This is a genomic window from Bacillus sp. UNC322MFChir4.1 (assembly GCF_000746135.1).
GTDB lineage: Bacteria > Bacillota > Bacilli > Bacillales > Bacillaceae_G > Bacillus_A.
In genome coordinates, this window is the sequence record NZ_JQKQ01000012.1 from 78,139 (window position 1) to 94,574 (window position 16,436).

Below are 16,436 nucleotides of genomic sequence, written 5' to 3' on the forward strand. Positions count from 1 at the left end.
ATGAAACAAGGTGATAATCATGGATTTTGAAATAAATTTTCTTTCCTTTTACGTCGTACAAGTAGACGGCCAAGGTGAACAAGCAGACAAGCGTTATAAACATTTTCAAACATTAGATACTGAAGAATACGAAGATAGTCCATTAAAAGACTTTCTAGACGGTGAATTATTAAAAATTTCGAAACGAAAAGTAGACCGTCACCCAAAAAGTGAACAAGTCCCGACAAAAATTGGCCGATTCATTGTTGAAGTTGGGCACGAATTTGATTCAAACCCGAACTACAACCTTTTTAATCGTATTCGTTTTGCAGAAACGAAAGAAACATTTAAAGATACAAATGAACCACTCGTCTATACCTATATTGATACAAGCGCTGTACGCGGCGGTGTATTTCTCGTTGTCCAAGCAAAACTTCGTAAATACTTCGACGATCCGTTCGTCTTTGTAATGAAATGTGACTTCGAGCCAAAGGTTGCTTCTATTTCTGATGAGGCAACGCTAATTCGAAATGTTGAAATGGCCATCACAACGAAAAATATGAAGTCGATTCAATACCCCTATATGCCAGAAGAAGGCATCGTGGAAGTTGGCGAACTAAAAATCCACCAAGCATCACATGCCCGCTACTTCGAAGACTTCTTAAAATTCGTAGAATACGAGCGTTCCATGCCAGAAATTATGAAAACACAAGTTATGGATATGGTATACGACCAAATCGAAGACGTCTTTGAAGAAGGTACAGAAGAACGAGAACAATTTGACCAAGCGATGGAAGTATGGGCTGCGAGTCCAAAGCGTGAAATTATGGAACATTTCACAACGGAAGAGGTTATGGAAGCTACAGCGCAAATTGTGGAGCATACCCCTGAGATAGAGTTAAAGTTAAAGGCAGACCATATTGGAATCAAGAGTTTATTATCTGACTTCGGTGAATCGGTACACATCGCTAAAGTTAATGGTCGTTACATTTTAATGATAGAAGCCGATACCTTAACTTTCGAACAAGGTTTTTCACCGATAGAATTCCTAAAACCAGACGATTTACATGAAGTAGTTGATAAGATTATGAAAAAGGGTTCAAGCCCTTATCAGGACTAGCATATCCTGGATAAAAGTGACTTATAATTAAAGTGACAAATTTAGTACCGTCTTATTATATAATTCACATTTACGATATTGTATAAAAGTCAACAACTAATCAATTAACAAACGGTTCCTCTTAGTTATTATGAGCGCTTTTAGTGAGCGCTCCTTTTATTTAAGGATTTCTTGGTAGGGAATATACAGATACCAAATCGCCTTATTTTTCGACACTTACATCGCTGACCGGTCAAAATCCCCTCTACTTTCTTCTATGTAAACTTCTTGTTTGTCATACGGACACCCTTGCAGACCATAAAAGAACTTAACTAAATTAGATCCATTTCATATAACAATACTAAATCTAATCGTAAAATTTTTAATCAGAACTTTCAAACAAACACTTACATAACCTAAAGGGAATCAAGTTAACAAAGAGGTGATTTATTTTGTATTGGCAATCAAATGGACAATACCAATATAATCCTTATCATCATCAATATAATTACCCGTATATGTTAGATAAACAACCTTTTCCTATGGATAGTCGTCAAGGTTGTGCACTTACGTTTGACACTAGGATCAGGGATATGGGTCAACACACCCTTGCAGACCATAAAAGAGCTATAGTGGACAAATTGAGGCAAAAAGGTTTCTCCGGTGTAGTGCTTACGAGATCAGAAGTTGCAGGAAACAAAGGTGGATGTAGAGTATCAATTACCCATCTTCAAAGAACAGGAGCGCAATATTGGGAAGTGGTAATGTGCTCTTGTCCTACTTCTAATCAAGCAAATATAACGCTGAAAGAAACTTTAACTGCGATTCATTCCATCGTGTTTTTTGATTAACTTACAAAGTTCCAAGCTGGGCTGAGCCACAACAGTAGCAAAGTAACGAAAAATCGTCCGGCATCATCTATAGACCCCCTTTTCCGTGAAGCAAACTAGGGGACTTTAGAGCAAAATAAGTAAACAAAATCTAACCTTCCCCTAGTGGCCAAAATAAGTTCTTTATCTTGTAACAGGATTCCCCTGTTAATAAAAAATGAGTGCATGTCATAAATACACGCACTCTTTCCTCATAATGTTTCTAGTTCCAAATCAACTTCTGGTTCTATACGCGGATAGATGCTCTTGTCCTACTAAAAAAAGCAGATTTTCTGTCATTTTTTGATTTTTAAATTATAAAAGCATTCTATATAGGTTCTACATATTATTCATAAAAGAGTAATATACTCTTTCAATCTTTGAAACCATTACATCCTGAGTTAAATGTTGCTGTGAATAATTCTGTGCCTCTTTTCCCAATTGCTCACGAAGACTCTTATTCGTTAACAGCAATTTAATAGCCTCAGAAAGTTGTTGAACGTTGCCCGGTTCACAAATGATCCCTGTTTTTCCGTTTTGAATCATTTCTGGTATTCCACCGCAATTTGTTGTAATAATAGCTTGACTAGAAAGCATAGCTTCAATAATGGAAATTGGAAAGTTATCGTTAATGGTAGGTAAAACATAGATTGAGGAAGAAGAAAGAATTTTTGGTATATCTGTTCTTCTTCCCCAAAATTTAATCCTGTCAAGACCAAGCTGTATCACTTGATTTTCAAGCCTTTCTCTCATAACACCATCTCCAACAATCCATACCTCTACATTTGATAAATCTTGTTGAATTTGTGAAAGTGCTTTTAAAAAAATGTCATGACCTTTTCTAGGAGAAAGGCGGGAAATGCAGGAAATTACTAGATTATTATTACAATCCTGTTTAGGTATAAAATCTTGCTGAAAGTGTATACCTGTATGAACAGTAATCAATTGTTCTGTCTTTGCCCCATATTCTTTTAAAGGAGTATGAAAGGAATTGCTGATTGTTATGATTTGATCAGCCGCTCTTATTCCCTGTTTTTCAATTTCACTAAAATACGCTTCTTCAATCGATCCTTTTTTTATTTTATCAAATTTCAATCGACTTTTTGTAAAATGCCCATGTGGTGTAAAAAAAAGTGGTTTCTTATATTCTAGGTTTAGTTGTCCTAATAAAAAAGCAGCGAATAAATCTTGTGCATGAAAGATATCATATTGCTCTAGGCTTTTTTCTCTTAAATAAGACTTAAAAACATTCAAAAAACTCGTGTTTTTAATAATTTTTTCATTTACTATACCATAACGTTGTAACATAAAATCTCTTGTGTATTTCGCAGCCTTCGGAACTTCTTGCTCTATATGAACTGCGGTCATTTGAGTAGGAGAGATGACATCTACATCATGACCATACTTTTCAAAGCCTGTTTTTAACGAAGTAATATAGTTTGATAATCCCCCTGTATTAGGGTATTTCAAAAATGTTACATAAAGAATTTTTAATTTTTTTGTTTTACTTAACGTGCTATCATTTTTGATTCCAAACGTTTGAAACGGTTCGATTATATGATCCTTTTGATTTTCTATTTGGTAGTATTCATCCATGATTTTTAGTAGGCTCGTATGGAAAGGATAATTACATTCACTTCGTCTCTCCTTTGCTGTATTCAGAAGCATCTCCTCCTAACTCAGCTAATGATAAAAATAGCATATATACTATAAACCTAGTTCACTTCCCCAGGTAGAAATTTTTTCAAGGTGATATGGCAATAATTCACCGCCACGGTTATCAAATATTCTTCGCAGCTGAGTATGCAACCCTTTTTCTAATGTTCTCTGCAAATACGCCATCTTATAAAGGTCAATTGGCTTTGTTTTAAAGTTTATGCCATTCTTCTGCATTTCTTTTGCATAGACTTCCACACAATGTGTACGAATTTCTTCGGCTCTGTTCTGCCAATCTTTCCTAAATCCCATTAAGATTTCAACTAGAACAACCATATCAAACCAGACAGGTGCATATTTAGTTGACTCCCAATCGATAAACTGGATATTCCACGGTGCATGTAGTGTCACATTATTACTGCAAATGTTTTGCAAATGAAGATCTCCATGCGTGATCGATGAACCATTTTGAAATAATTCCGGAAAAAAATCCGGTCCCTTATTACATAGTTTTATAAGTGATTTATAATAAGGCTTAATAATCCCGCTTATCCGATCGTCTTTCATTCCGTCATTGAGAAAATCAATCGTCTTTTCAATTTGTTTCGTCCGATCATTTCTCATGCGGCTCGATTCATAAATAGGTAACCAAGATTTCCAAACATCTTTATGTTTTTTACTATTGTCTTCAAATGTACGCGCATGAAGTTTAGCAACAGCGGGAATAATATAGTCAAAATGTTTAGGGAGAAAAGTTATCTGACCGCGTATTTGGCGTACAAACTCCATAAATATCCAGGTCTCGTCTCCATTTTTTTCAATATGATATATTTCAGGAAGAAATTCTTTCAATACAGGATAAGCTGTATCGTATATATTAATTTCTACTTCATTTTTGTAATCTGTTGAATTATATACTTTTAAAACAATCGGAACATTATTAGCTCCTGATGTAATAAATAATTTGTAAATGCTACTTCTTCTTGTAGATTTTAAACATTCTATTTTACCGTAATCAATTGCAACTCTCTTATTCATTGAATAAGAGAGTTTTTCTGTAATTCTTAACTTTTCAATTAAACGGGATAATGTTTTTACTTCGTACAATGTGTTCATTCCTTTCGTTTTCGTTTCCAGGCGTTTATCAAGTGAGAGTATGCGCTTCTAATGAACGGCATTGGGTCATCCCATGCAAACAAAGCATATTCTTTTTTACCGCGTAACCCTTTATAAAAATCTTTCCACGTCATTTCTGCCCTTTTTTTCTTAGTGCAGAATGTTAAATAATATCGCACAAGATAAATCCATTTGATACCGTCTACTTGTTTAAGTCTTGGAGTTGGATTTTGCCTCGTTAAATATAAATAATACATGTAAGCAAAATCAATATCAGCAGCTCCTGTCAGACTGTGAGTTAACCAAAAACGAGGGTTTATTTCAATAAACTTATAAACGCCATCTCGAGGATCCTTTTTAAACTCTGCCATAGCAATACCTTTAAGCTTAATCTTCTCAAAAAAAGGTAGACATATATCTACTAATTCTGGAACTTCTTTACTAACAATGTGAGCTCCTGTTCCAAATTCAGCTGGGAACTGATGATTCTTTTGTAAAGAAAATAATGCCAATAAATTCATGTTATCATCATAAAATGTGGCAACTTTATAAAAACATTGATTATCACCAGGAATGATTTCCTGAAGAATTAGCTTCCCGTGCTGTCGATACGATTTATACTCATTTCTAAGTTGATCTGGATTTTGTATAAGAATTGCCTTTTGGTTTATCTTTTTTCGAAACTCATGTCCTAAAACCGGCTTTAATATACACGGGAAATCTAGGTTCGATATCGCTTCTTCCAATTGTTTATTTGTCTTAATCTCATACGTTTTAGGACATGGAATATTATGCTTTGTTGCCAGCTCATGCATTTTTTGCTTATTTAATGTTTCTTCAATCAACGAATGTTCAGGAAATAAAAACAAATAATATTTAGACAGTTCCGTTCGATATTTTGAAATGAATATTACATAGTCATCAGCACCTGTACACAAAACAGGTTTCAAATTTAACTTTTTAGCGAAGTCAATTAGAAAAACTAGTAATAATTTTTCTTCAGATAAAGGACTTGGGCATATTCCGCATGAAGCAAGGCGTGACTTCCCTATTTTATATGGTTTCTCTACATCAAATGCATAAACACGAATTCCTTTTCTCGCTAAACTTCTAATAATCCCAATCCCATTGGCACTTAAATCCAACACGACCGCTGCATGTTCATGATTCATAGAATCCTTCCTTATCAAAACGCTCTCTGTAGATTTGTTCGATATTCGCTATCATTGTCTCTCTAGTTAAATACTTTTTAGCGAATATTCTTGCATTTTTCCCTAATTGCTCTCGTTCCTGTTTATTTACAATGACATATTTTAATGCCCGTGCCAGTTCTATTGCATCTCCTCCCTCAACAAGAATACCTGTCTTAGAATGGCGAACAAGTTCAGGTATACCTCCCGATGGCGTAGAAATGACACAAACTCCACTATGCATTGCCTCTATAATAGAAATAGGTAGGCTATCGTTTAAAGTTGGAAGTACAAAAATATCAGTTTTACTTAAAATATCTGGAACATCATTTCTTTGCCCTAAAAACTCTACCATGGAAAGATTCAAATGATTAACTTGATCCTCTAACGAATGCCTCATCTCACCGTCTCCGACAATGAGAACTTTTACATTATCTGTGTATTTCTTTCCGATTTGTGAAAGAGCATCAAGTAATATGTTATGGCCTTTTCTTGGACCTAATCTAGCTACACATGTAATGACGATTTTCTTATGTGATGATGATGTATTTTCAGTATGATACTTATGGGGATAATCAATGCCAGTTAATACAGTTGTCATATTCTGTTGTTTTGCCCCTAACTTCATTAATGGACGGCGAAATGAATCGCTGAGAATAATAATATGATCTGCATTATCAATTGCCTTTTTTTCTAAGACCATATGATAAAACTCTTCTAGCGAACCCTTTTTAAATATGCCGAACTTTATACGATTAAAAGTAAACATACCATGAGGTGTGAATATTAATCTTTTTCCATACTGTTCATTGATTCTTCCTAATATATTAGCTGTAAATATATCTTGCGCATGAAAGATATCATATTTTTTAAAGTTAATATTTTCGAGCAGCATTCTTTCGTAAATATACATATTTTTTTGATTTCTAATAATTGTGCTATTAGAACTTCCATATCGTGTATTAAAAAAACTTTTTAATTCCGGAACAACCGCTTGACGCATCTTTTCGGCTCTACTTTTAGAAAATTGATTAGGAGATACGATGTCTACGTGATGGCCTTGTTTTCTTAACCCTTCACTAAGTGCCGTAATATAATTTGATAACCCCCCAATATGAGGATAATCCCAAAATGTAGCAATTAATATTGAGAGCTTTTTCTTTTTATAAGTCTTTGACTCTCTATTTATATTACGCTCTTCCACTGTATCCTTCTTTTTTTGCATCGAGTATGCATGAACTCCATAATACTTATCTAATGTTTTAATTACATAAGAATAAGGAAACTCAAATCTCTTTTTCACTTCCAAACCCTCCTTATCACTTCGAATGCCTCGGCATATGGTACACCGACCGTCATTCCCCTTACTCTTCCTAAATATTGAACCCCTTCGTATGAACGAGGATGCGGAAAATCTCTCATTTCTACATCGTAATGTTTAAGCGCAGCAATTTTCGAATCTATTTGATCGGTAATGTTCACAAAATAATTGGGTTTGAAAGATTTATCATTCGTGTGGATATTCCACTCGCTTGAGGAAACGGTTTCAAATGTAATCAATTCGATTGGTTGTTGGTTTGATAGGGGACGTGTCGCAGTCAAAACCGCTTGAAAAGTAACGTAGTGATCTTTATTGAGGTCTCCATAATGATGGGTAAAGATTTTGCTTGGTTTATAGATATTTATTAATTGTTCAATTTCTTTCGTTAATTGGTGCAGTGGAATTAGTTCCAACTCTAAATTACTGTGCTCGAGGAATATCACCTCTTCAATACCAATCTCCTTGTTTGCACACCTGCCTAATTGCTGTATGTGATGAGCTTGCTCTTTTCTTCCTAGAGCAGTAATGATTGAAATTACTTGATGGCCTTCTTCTACTAATCTTTTTAAAGTCCCGCCAGATCCTAATAACTCATCGTCGGGATGTGCGCCAATGACTAATATACACTCTTTCATTAGTATTTTCACTCCTTGTACTACCTAATTTATGATTAGTACCACAAAAAGAAACTGTCATTAGCGGAAAACTTGTTTTTATTTATTACTAATAACCAATGGTTCAGCTATATAAATACATGTGTATTTCTCCCTATGAGATAAAGAGCACCTTTTATCACCAATGTGAATATCTTAGCAATTAGCTATACACAAACAGGTATCGGCCGTATATTTTAGAAAAGCAAGAATCAAAAACCAGAAATGGCTTTCATATTAAAGTGATAACCCCCTGACAATTCGTTTTTTATTAGTACTTCATCCATGAATTGTATACGGAAGGATGTGCTTTCTTCACACCTCTTAAAAATTCCTGATCCAGCCCAAATTTTTGAAATCCTTTTAATAACTTAGTAGGCACTTTACTATTTGAAGTAAAGGCTCTTTTATGATCAATGACTTTTAGCTGTCCTTCTTCATTTATTAAAACGTGTCTCACTTCCGTATCCCATCTAGTAAATCCTAATTTTTTCAATTCGCCCAACATTAGTATTATTTTTCCAGTTAATTCTTCTGTAAATTTTTTTTCTCTTTTCAAATGACGTGCAAGTGATATTCCCTGTACATACTCCATAACAATATAATTGTCTCCATATTCATACAGTCGTGGAATAATAGGTGATGATTGTCCAACTTTAAGAGCTTCCAACTCTTGTTTTTGCGTTTTTTCTAGAAAAAATACTTTCACACATTTATTATGGGATATTTGATATACTTCCCCATCCTTCCCATCTCCAATGAGCTTATATTTTTCTATATCTCCTCTACTTACTCTTCTTGTATTAAAGTATGATTTCATTTCATTTCTCCTTAATCTAGATTTCATATTTTTGTAATCGCTTCATCTCATATTCTATGATTCTTCACTCGCAAATGTACCCTAGATTAATATATATTTTTATAATTTAATTCAATTGAAAAATGATTAGTAGTTGATACGTGATGGAATGCCTCTGTTTTAACAAGCGGGGTACTATTAACTATTTTTATTATATTCTTATAATTAAACTAGGTAATAGTGTTTTATCAAACGTAAAATAGAAAAAAATCATTCTATTCATTCTTTCTAGTATTGGAATATTCATAGAAAGGTTTCGTCGTTTTCATTCCATTCACTTATTGACTAAATCATTTTCAGTGGTTATTTGCTACGTTCAATAAAGTGAAACTTCCATCAGTGGGGATCTTACTGCTCACGTATAGCAGGATAAACGGGGATTCGTTGATATTTATTGAAAAATGAATAAGAAAAAACCACCTTTAAAACACGCAGGGCATAGCCCAGTTTAAGGTGGGGATGAATTGCCATCACATTCGTAAAAGTATTTTCGCACCTAGGCGAATGTATGTTCTTTTTAGTATTTTGTAGTATCATAAAGGAAAGAAGGAGGTGAAAATGATGAAGAAAGAATATGCAGCCTATCAAATTGAGATCAAAAGAGGTGATAAATTATACCCTTACTTCCTAGAAATATGTCAAAACGCAAAAAATCTCTACAATACAACAAACTCTATATTCGCCAAGTGTATACAGCTACTCAATAACAAGAAGTTCTCTACACATTACAAGTACATATTGAAATCATGAATGAAAATCAACTTTATACGTACCAAAAACACGTGCACAAACAGAAAGGAAAACTTCATCTCGAAACATTCGCTTTTCTTATCGCATCTATTTTGTTTTATTTTCTTGGTTATTCATTGCTGCTAATACTTGAAGTTGCTGTTTAGCTTTCTTTAAAGCAGTATGAAAATAATTTTGCAACAGACGTAAGGTCGGATTATCAAAATGATATTGTTCTAACACATTCTCCCATGTCTTACTCTTCATGAATGTATTCCATGTCAAGCGGCAATGTCCACTTCTCTTTACCTCTTTAAATACCCATCTCTTCATTTTCTTTCTACCCTTATCAGTCAAAGAGCCACTTTTCACAAGGACTAGCTCCACATTTCTCTTATAACGTTTACGAATGTCTTTTTGTTTAACTGCTGTAAGAAAAATATTTGCCGTGTTCTTGGCATCGTCAAAGGCGCGATGTTGTTTTCCTTCCCATTCTAAAGCCAATTGTGCTACTGCAAGTTTCAAACTAGGTGGATTTACAAATAATTCTTTATATGCATGAAATACAAATCTCTGTAAATCAAATCTTCTTTCTTTCTCAAGATTAGGACATTTCACATTATATCGTGCACAATCTTCTGTTAGAAATCCATAATCCTCTTTTCCCCACGTTACAAACATGTAATCTTCTTCCAAAAACTTACGAAAGCGCTCAATTACTTTCGGGAATTTTTCTGCACCTTTTACATCTTGTTTTGTAATTCCTGTTAATTTTGTTGTATGACGAGATAGGGATGCCGTTGGTTTCACTAATGACGAAAAAACTTCGATGATGCTCATTGTACTTGCTTCAATCTTGACGGCTCCGATATCAACTATTTCCGTCGGAGCATCTGATTGATAAGGTCTAAAATTCCGCTCAATATCAAATACAATATAATATTTTGGTTCATACATACCACATACCTCTTCCTTATCACTTCTTAACAGTATATCCCTTATTTCCAATATGTATTAACAATTACTCATATTTAAGGTATTAAAAAAGAGAAGGGAGTTCCCTTCTCTTTCACTTCAATTATTTTTTTGTTACGTTAGTAGCTTGTGGTCCACGGTTACCTTGTTCAACTTCGAAAGTAACTTCTTGACCTTCTTCTAAAGTTTTGAAGCCGTCGCCTTGGATAGCTGAGAAGTGAACAAATACGTCTTCTCCACCTTCAACTTCGATGAAACCGAAACCTTTGTCAGCGTTAAACCATTTTACTTTACCGTTTTGCATGAAAAAATCCTCCTAAAATATGTACCTTAATGTACATGTCCATTTTCTACCATTTTACAAATAATCATCAGATAAAAAAACTGTAACCAAGAGAAGATTTAACATTGCTATCCCCTCTGAAGTTACAGCTTATTTAAATCTCTATGGTATTAAAAGTAAAATGGTTTAACCTCACTATACACCTTTATTAACATAAATGCAAATTTTTATTTTTAAAATTTATGTAAAGTGTACCTTAACACCCTTTACTTCATATAGCCCATGACTTGAACGAATCACAAACTTTGTTTTATTGTTTTCCTCTATTTTGTCTATTTCTTTCTAAATGAGATTCACTTATTTTTCCTATCATTATGAATCTGACCGTTTTTATTGTGATTTAACAATACACCTTCATATTTTTCTCTTGCCAAATTATTCATACCATCTTATTGTATAGGAATCTACGCTATAAAAAAGCAGTGATTGCACCAAAAACCATATATGTCTATTTGGTTTTTTCGACATCTTTGTCTAGCTCTGACCGTTTCTATGCATGGCCAGATGCTCTCATCTCACTAAAAAAAAGGGGTTTTATGTCGGGTTTTTAATTGGTATATAAAAGTTGAATTATATAAGAGGAGTTTTCAGAATGAAAAAGTATCTAAAAAAAGCAATAAAAATATCCTCCATTTTATTACTTGTTTTCATTGTAATTGGTGCTGGTGTTTTGTTTGGTACTCCGTATGGACATAAATTACGTGTAATTGCTGCGGAAAGTATTCTAACTTCACAACATCGTGATTTGGCAAAATTCACTTTTTTATCACAACAAGAACTGGAGGATATCTCGAATTCAATTAATAATCCAAAATGGAAAAATAGCCAATCCGGTGGTCTTCAAAAACTTACAAAACAACAATTAGAAGCGAAAAAACATATGCCCCTTCATGTGAAAATCGAAACCGTTCAAAAAAAGTATGCGGATCATTATTTTGAAGGCAAACTCATGACAATTAGTAATCCTTTTAATGTAAAGCTTGTAACACAGCAAGGTACACAAGGTAACGATGTTGGTGAAAAAATTTACGTGATGGCGAAGCGGAATCATGCACTTGCTGCGGTAAATGCAAGTGGGTTTTCGGATGAAACAGGACATGGTGGCGGTAAAGTTGGTCTAGGCATTGTGATTGAAAACGGACAAGTTATTCATACACCTCAAAATGATAATACACCAGCTATTATCACGGGTTTAACAAAATATGGGCAAATGATAACAGGCGACTACTCTGCACAACAATTGTTGAATAAAAATGTTGTTTCTGCAGCTGGTTTTATGCCCCAACTTATCGTAAATGGTGAAAAAATGCTTACGAATGACGGTGGCTGGGGATATGGCCCGCGAAGCATCATGGCTCAAAAAAAAGATGGCTCAATTATGTTTCTTATCGTAGATGGTAGACAACCTCACAGTATTGGCGCTTCTTTAAAAGATTGTCAGGACCTTTTATATGACAAGGGCGCTGACAACGCGATGGCTATGGATGGCGGCTCTTCTGCAACTATGTATGCCTTAGGAGATATATTAAATATCCCTTCTACTTTATCTCATAAGTCTCGCTATCTTCCAAACTGTTGGGTTGTAACTACTAATAAAGATCAAAAAGTGGATGTTACAATTGACGGTCACCCGGCAGAAACTTCGAAGCTTGCGGAAGTTACAGGAACATCTGCTGTTGCTTCTAACAAAACAAAGAGCAGCTAAGTATCTCACAGATACGTAGCTGCTCTTTTCTATTTCATTCATACTGCTATATTTTATTTTTTGAAGATACCGAATGGCTTACCAACCGGTAATACAATGTTTCCGAAATGTGTATTTAATACTGCAGCTGCTGATCCGTAGAATGAAAGCAGTGAAATAAGCAGTTCAGAAATTGCTGCTAATTTATGCATTGCATGTGGCATAACACCTAAAGTACTAAATGAAAGGCCTATAAATAAGAAATCAATAAGTACAAAAATCGTAAATAATACTTTATGTGTTTCCATTGCGCCAATTGTCATAAACAAGCTAAAAATTAAGTAACCAACAAATGCTACTCCAAGTTGTTTTGGATCCACACTTGCTGCTAATTTTCCACCAAAGACGCCAAGCTGAATTAGCCATGAAGTACCAACACCAAACCAAAATAATGCGAATCCACCAAACGCTGTTGTACCGAATGTATTATTGTGCTTTGCATCGTTAATGCAAGCAAATAATTGAGCAAAACCTCCTAAGAAGATCGCCCATGGCAATACAAATGAAATACCACTTGTTAAGCCAAGTTTTTGTGAGGACGCAACAAGTGTAACCATTGCAAGTCCAAATAAACCTAGTGCAGACGGATCTGCTGTTGTCATTTTCACATGATGTGTAGTTTGCTTTTCCATAATACCCTCCTGATTTAAACACATACTTGAATACAATACTGAAATCAGAAGGTACTGTCAATCTTTTTTAATACATTCACACAAATTACATATTTCCATATAAACGATATACATACTCCCCGACTTCTAACGGTTTAATGTTTATGTTTAGTACATCCTTTATCGGTACCCATATCGGAATGTATTCGCCTCGGTCCCTGCCATTTTGTATATATTCCTCACCCTTTCCATTACCAAACGTACCACCTACAATGATTGCTTCATAAAAATATTGTGTCCCATTGTAGCTCACCTTCTTGGCAAGTCGCGTAATTTGTATATGTATCCCAAGTTCCTCATATACTTCTCTAACTGTTGCTTCTTCTGAGGTTTCTCCTTCCTCAATACCACCGCCTGGAAACACATAGTAAACATCTTTACCTCGAATCCTTTTTATAAGAGCTAGTTTTCCTTCTTGTGTAATAATTGCTGCGCCTCGATCTCGCATTCTTATAACATCTCCTCATAATATTATTTTTTCTATTTCTACCTCTTTCAACAACTTCATTCATTGATAAAGTAAAACTTCCATTAGTGGGTCCAATCTTAAGATAATGATTTTACTGCCCTCGAATAGTTGACATAAAAAAACTAGACAACCTCGTCTAGTTTTAGGATAAGGAAGATCGTAAAAAACCAAAACGTATAGCATGCTCTATTTCATCTGTCATCGCTCGAAAAAAAACATCTCGAACTGCTAAGTTTTGCGTTAGCAAATAGGCATTCCGATAATCTTCATACGCTTCTAATTCATCTTCATACGCACGTTCTAATCCCTCTTTATAAGAAGAATATTGCGTTTGTACTACTTGATACGTTGGCTGTTGCCCCGTTAATGTTGTAAACAATTGTATAAACTGCTGTAAATGAACTTTTTCATCTTCTAATGCATGTGAAATATCTTTCTTATGTTTCGCATTTGGCGCTTCGTTTACGAGTCGGCTATAAAAATCAATTGCGGCAGCTTCGCCTTGGATCGCCTCTAAAATCGCTTGCGATACTTGTTTATTAGTGCCTTCATTTACTCGATAAAATTGATAATACGAATTAGGATTTACATAGTACATATCTATTCCCCCTCAAAACAATGCATTACTTTATTGTATGTAGGGGTAATTATTTCGTTCAGTTTCGTTTCGCTTATAAAGTGAAACTTCAATCATGGTTATATTATACGTATTAATGAACATTAGAAAAAACTCGTTATTAACGAGTTTTTTCTAATGTTTGGATTCTAAAAATAATAGAACCGACTCCATTATTAATTCACAACCAATTTCTTTATATATTTTATTCGATGTAGGATTGGCTAAATCAGTGTATAATGAAGTCATTTCATATCCATTGTCCAACATACGTTGGCTCAGTGCCGATACAGAATTCTCATCTTTTTCTAAAGGTGCAGAATTTGTGACAATAACTTGTCGCTTATGTGTTTGAAGCATGACGAACACAAGCTTTTCCTCTTTTATAGCTGTTGCCATGAATAATGGAAGCTGAGAGGATCGTAACACACCCAGTATTAAATTATTCTCTTGCTCATATGTTTCTAAAAAAGGAAGAACATCATTTGTAAACTACCCACCACTTAACGACCTTACGATCTGTTTGAAGTGGGGGCTTCAAAAGTCAAAAGACCTTCTCTTTTATTGCTAATTCATCCATAAGCCTAGCGGCTCATGTCCAAAGCCTTGAATTCGCGGCGTCCCTACCGCTAATAAAATCGATACAAACTACGCGATTAGATTTTGTTCGCGCAGAACACGAATGCCATAATATTTTAGATTACGACCCGCATTGTAATCTCTATCGATTTTCGTGCCACAATGATCGCACGTATAGATTCTTTCAGATAATTTCAACTTATCTTTTTTGTGATTACACTCACTGCATAATTTACTCGATGCAAAATACTGATCCGCAATGATGTAATGTTTGCCTTTTTTCTTAGATTTGTACTGTAACATCGTTCGAAAAATACCAAATCCATTATCATGCAGCTTTTTCCCTAAACTCAGACATTGGGCAAGGTTACTTAAGTTCAAATCTTCTACAACAATGGCGTGATAATCATTGGTTATCTGATTACTTTTCTTGTGTAGAAAATCTTTTCTTTGTTTTTTTGCTTTTGTTGTTACTTTTTGATATTCTTTCACTTGCTTTTCATAATTTTTACTATATACGATATTTCCTGTTTCATCTGTTTTTGCATTGTTCTTCTTGCGAGCTAAGGATTTATTTATTCTTTGCTGCCTTTTTTCTATGATTTTGTTATACCGACTGTACTGAGCTGTTCGTCCTTCGCTGTCTACATACAATTCGCTTTGACTGTAATCTAGTCCAATTACTTCGTCAGCATTCACTAATTCTACTTGTTTTTCATTTGGACAAAAATAATCAACAGAAAGAGAAACAACATATTTTGTTCCTTCTCGTTTAATTGTTGCTTTTTTTATGGTTCCATCAATCGGTAATTCTCGATGTAGATGAATAGAAATACCTTCTTGAAACTTTGGAATACATAAAAAATACGAACCGTTTTCTTTTGTGATTTTTATGTTTCCGTTGGTCTGATTGGTAGTATAGCTTAATTTCCCCTGTTTTTTACTATGGAATTTAGGCATACCTTTTATGTCTTTTAACGTAGGAACATACCCTATTGTTTGCATCTTTTTACGAACTGACTTTTTATATTGGATAGGTTGTTTCGCGTAGGTTTCATTATATTTTTTAATGGCTGCCTGGAATCTCATTTTTGCGTCATTATAAACAAAAGAATCATTACTTTTATCTAAGTAATCATATCTGGTTGTAATCGCTGTATAATTCGGAATTTTATAATGAATAAATCCACCTTCAAAACCCATAGATTCTAAATATTCATACAAACCAGATACATATTCGTTATACACTTTTCGTTCACACCCAAACGATTTTTCTAATTTCGTTACTTGTTCAGATGTGGGAAAAATAGCGTATCGAAATGCATAGGTAGACCATCCATCCGGTAACGACTTTTTTGTTCCTTTTATATGTACACCCTCTTTTGTGGTTGCCATATACATTCTCCTTTCTTTCGTATTTTCATATTTATTATATCGCATAGTCTCAAAAGTACATACAAAGAACATATGTAGGCGATCTCATCCCCCGCCTACTCGCTGGGCTACGCCCCTCTCGCTCCTTGAGGAAGGGGACTTCTTTTCGGAAAGTTGTTAAATTGGGTAAAGTT

At 34.5% G+C, this 16,436-nt stretch carries 16 protein-coding genes and 1 pseudogene; 4 read left to right on the forward strand and 13 right to left on the reverse strand.

The window, feature by feature from the left end:
- Positions 1–19: 19 nt before the first annotated feature.
- Both BR72_RS05680 and BR72_RS05685 read left to right on the forward strand, forming a co-directional pair.
- Positions 20–1,099 (forward strand): DUF3900 domain-containing protein, encoded by a 1,080-nt coding sequence (locus BR72_RS05680; protein WP_035430793.1) that lies wholly within the window; start codon positions 20–22, stop codon positions 1,097–1,099.
- Between the two features lie 431 nt (positions 1,100–1,530).
- Complete coding sequence (locus tag BR72_RS05685; RefSeq protein ID WP_035430794.1) at positions 1,531–1,929, forward strand: hypothetical protein; 399 nt, start codon at positions 1,531–1,533, stop codon at positions 1,927–1,929.
- A 357-nt stretch (positions 1,930–2,286) separates the two neighbouring features.
- Here BR72_RS05685 and BR72_RS05690 read toward each other — a convergent pair whose 3' ends face one another.
- The 6 genes from BR72_RS05690 to BR72_RS05715 all read right to left on the reverse strand — a co-directional run bounded on the left by BR72_RS05690 (position 2,287) and on the right by BR72_RS05715 (position 8,703).
- Positions 2,287–3,615: a glycosyltransferase family 4 protein gene (locus BR72_RS05690; RefSeq protein ID WP_035430796.1), complete on the reverse strand. Its 1,329-nt coding sequence runs from the start codon at positions 3,613–3,615 to the stop codon at positions 2,287–2,289.
- Between the two features lie 39 nt (positions 3,616–3,654).
- Positions 3,655–4,710, reverse strand: coding sequence for a phosphotransferase (locus tag BR72_RS05695; protein ID WP_035430798.1), 1,056 nt, complete (start codon positions 4,708–4,710; stop codon positions 3,655–3,657).
- A gap of 5 nt (positions 4,711–4,715) precedes the next feature.
- Positions 4,716–5,891: a carboxylate--amine ligase gene (locus BR72_RS05700; RefSeq protein ID WP_035430799.1), complete on the reverse strand. Its 1,176-nt coding sequence runs from the start codon at positions 5,889–5,891 to the stop codon at positions 4,716–4,718.
- Positions 5,881–7,212: a glycosyltransferase family 4 protein gene (locus tag BR72_RS05705; RefSeq protein ID WP_035430801.1), complete on the reverse strand. Its 1,332-nt coding sequence runs from the start codon at positions 7,210–7,212 to the stop codon at positions 5,881–5,883. Before BR72_RS05705 ends, BR72_RS05700 begins: the two co-directional genes overlap by 11 nt.
- A complete protein-coding gene (locus BR72_RS05710) occupies positions 7,209–7,865 on the reverse strand; it encodes a PIG-L deacetylase family protein (RefSeq protein WP_035430802.1) in 657 nt (218 codons plus the stop codon). Before BR72_RS05710 ends, BR72_RS05705 begins: the two co-directional genes overlap by 4 nt.
- A 289-nt stretch (positions 7,866–8,154) precedes the next feature.
- A complete protein-coding gene (locus BR72_RS05715) occupies positions 8,155–8,703 on the reverse strand; it encodes a protein kinase family protein (protein ID WP_035430803.1) in 549 nt (182 codons plus the stop codon).
- A gap of 260 nt (positions 8,704–8,963) precedes the next feature.
- Between BR72_RS05715 and BR72_RS27585 the strand changes: the two genes are divergently transcribed.
- Entirely contained in the window at positions 8,964–9,065 is a 102-nt protein-coding gene (locus tag BR72_RS27585) for a DUF1361 domain-containing protein (RefSeq protein WP_396021708.1), read from the forward strand.
- 514 nt (positions 9,066–9,579) lie between these two features.
- Here BR72_RS27585 and BR72_RS05725 read toward each other — a convergent pair.
- On the reverse strand, positions 9,580–10,428 hold the full coding sequence (locus BR72_RS05725; RefSeq protein WP_035430807.1) for an exonuclease: 849 nt from the start codon (positions 10,426–10,428) through the stop codon (positions 9,580–9,582).
- 121 nt (positions 10,429–10,549) lie between these two features.
- Positions 10,550–10,750 carry a cold-shock protein CspD gene (gene cspD / locus BR72_RS05730; protein WP_035430809.1) on the reverse strand — a complete coding sequence of 67 codons (201 nt, stop codon included), beginning with the start codon at positions 10,748–10,750 and terminating at the stop codon, positions 10,550–10,552.
- A gap of 631 nt (positions 10,751–11,381) precedes the next feature.
- Here cspD and BR72_RS05735 point away from each other — a divergent pair.
- A complete protein-coding gene (locus tag BR72_RS05735; RefSeq protein ID WP_035430810.1) occupies positions 11,382–12,494 on the forward strand; it encodes a phosphodiester glycosidase family protein in 1,113 nt (370 codons plus the stop codon).
- A 53-nt stretch (positions 12,495–12,547) separates the two neighbouring features.
- Here BR72_RS05735 and BR72_RS05740 read toward each other — a convergent pair whose 3' ends face one another.
- The 5 genes and pseudogenes from BR72_RS05740 to BR72_RS24885 all read right to left on the reverse strand — a co-directional run bounded on the left by BR72_RS05740 (position 12,548) and on the right by BR72_RS24885 (position 16,263).
- Positions 12,548–13,165 (reverse strand): acetate uptake transporter, encoded by a 618-nt coding sequence (locus BR72_RS05740; protein ID WP_035430812.1) that lies wholly within the window; start codon positions 13,163–13,165, stop codon positions 12,548–12,550.
- Between the two features lie 85 nt (positions 13,166–13,250).
- A complete protein-coding gene (locus BR72_RS05745; protein WP_035430814.1) occupies positions 13,251–13,652 on the reverse strand; it encodes an NUDIX hydrolase in 402 nt (133 codons plus the stop codon).
- A 163-nt stretch (positions 13,653–13,815) separates the two neighbouring features.
- Positions 13,816–14,271 (reverse strand): ferritin family protein, encoded by a 456-nt coding sequence (locus BR72_RS05750; protein WP_035430816.1) that lies wholly within the window; start codon positions 14,269–14,271, stop codon positions 13,816–13,818.
- A 153-nt stretch (positions 14,272–14,424) separates the two neighbouring features.
- Positions 14,425–14,586: pseudogene (locus BR72_RS27590) on the reverse strand (GNAT family N-acetyltransferase); the annotation flags it as partial.
- A 351-nt stretch (positions 14,587–14,937) separates the two neighbouring features.
- On the reverse strand, positions 14,938–16,263 hold the full coding sequence (locus BR72_RS24885) for an RNA-guided endonuclease InsQ/TnpB family protein (RefSeq protein WP_051957229.1): 1,326 nt from the start codon (positions 16,261–16,263) through the stop codon (positions 14,938–14,940).
- Between the last annotated feature and the right edge of the window lie 173 nt (positions 16,264–16,436).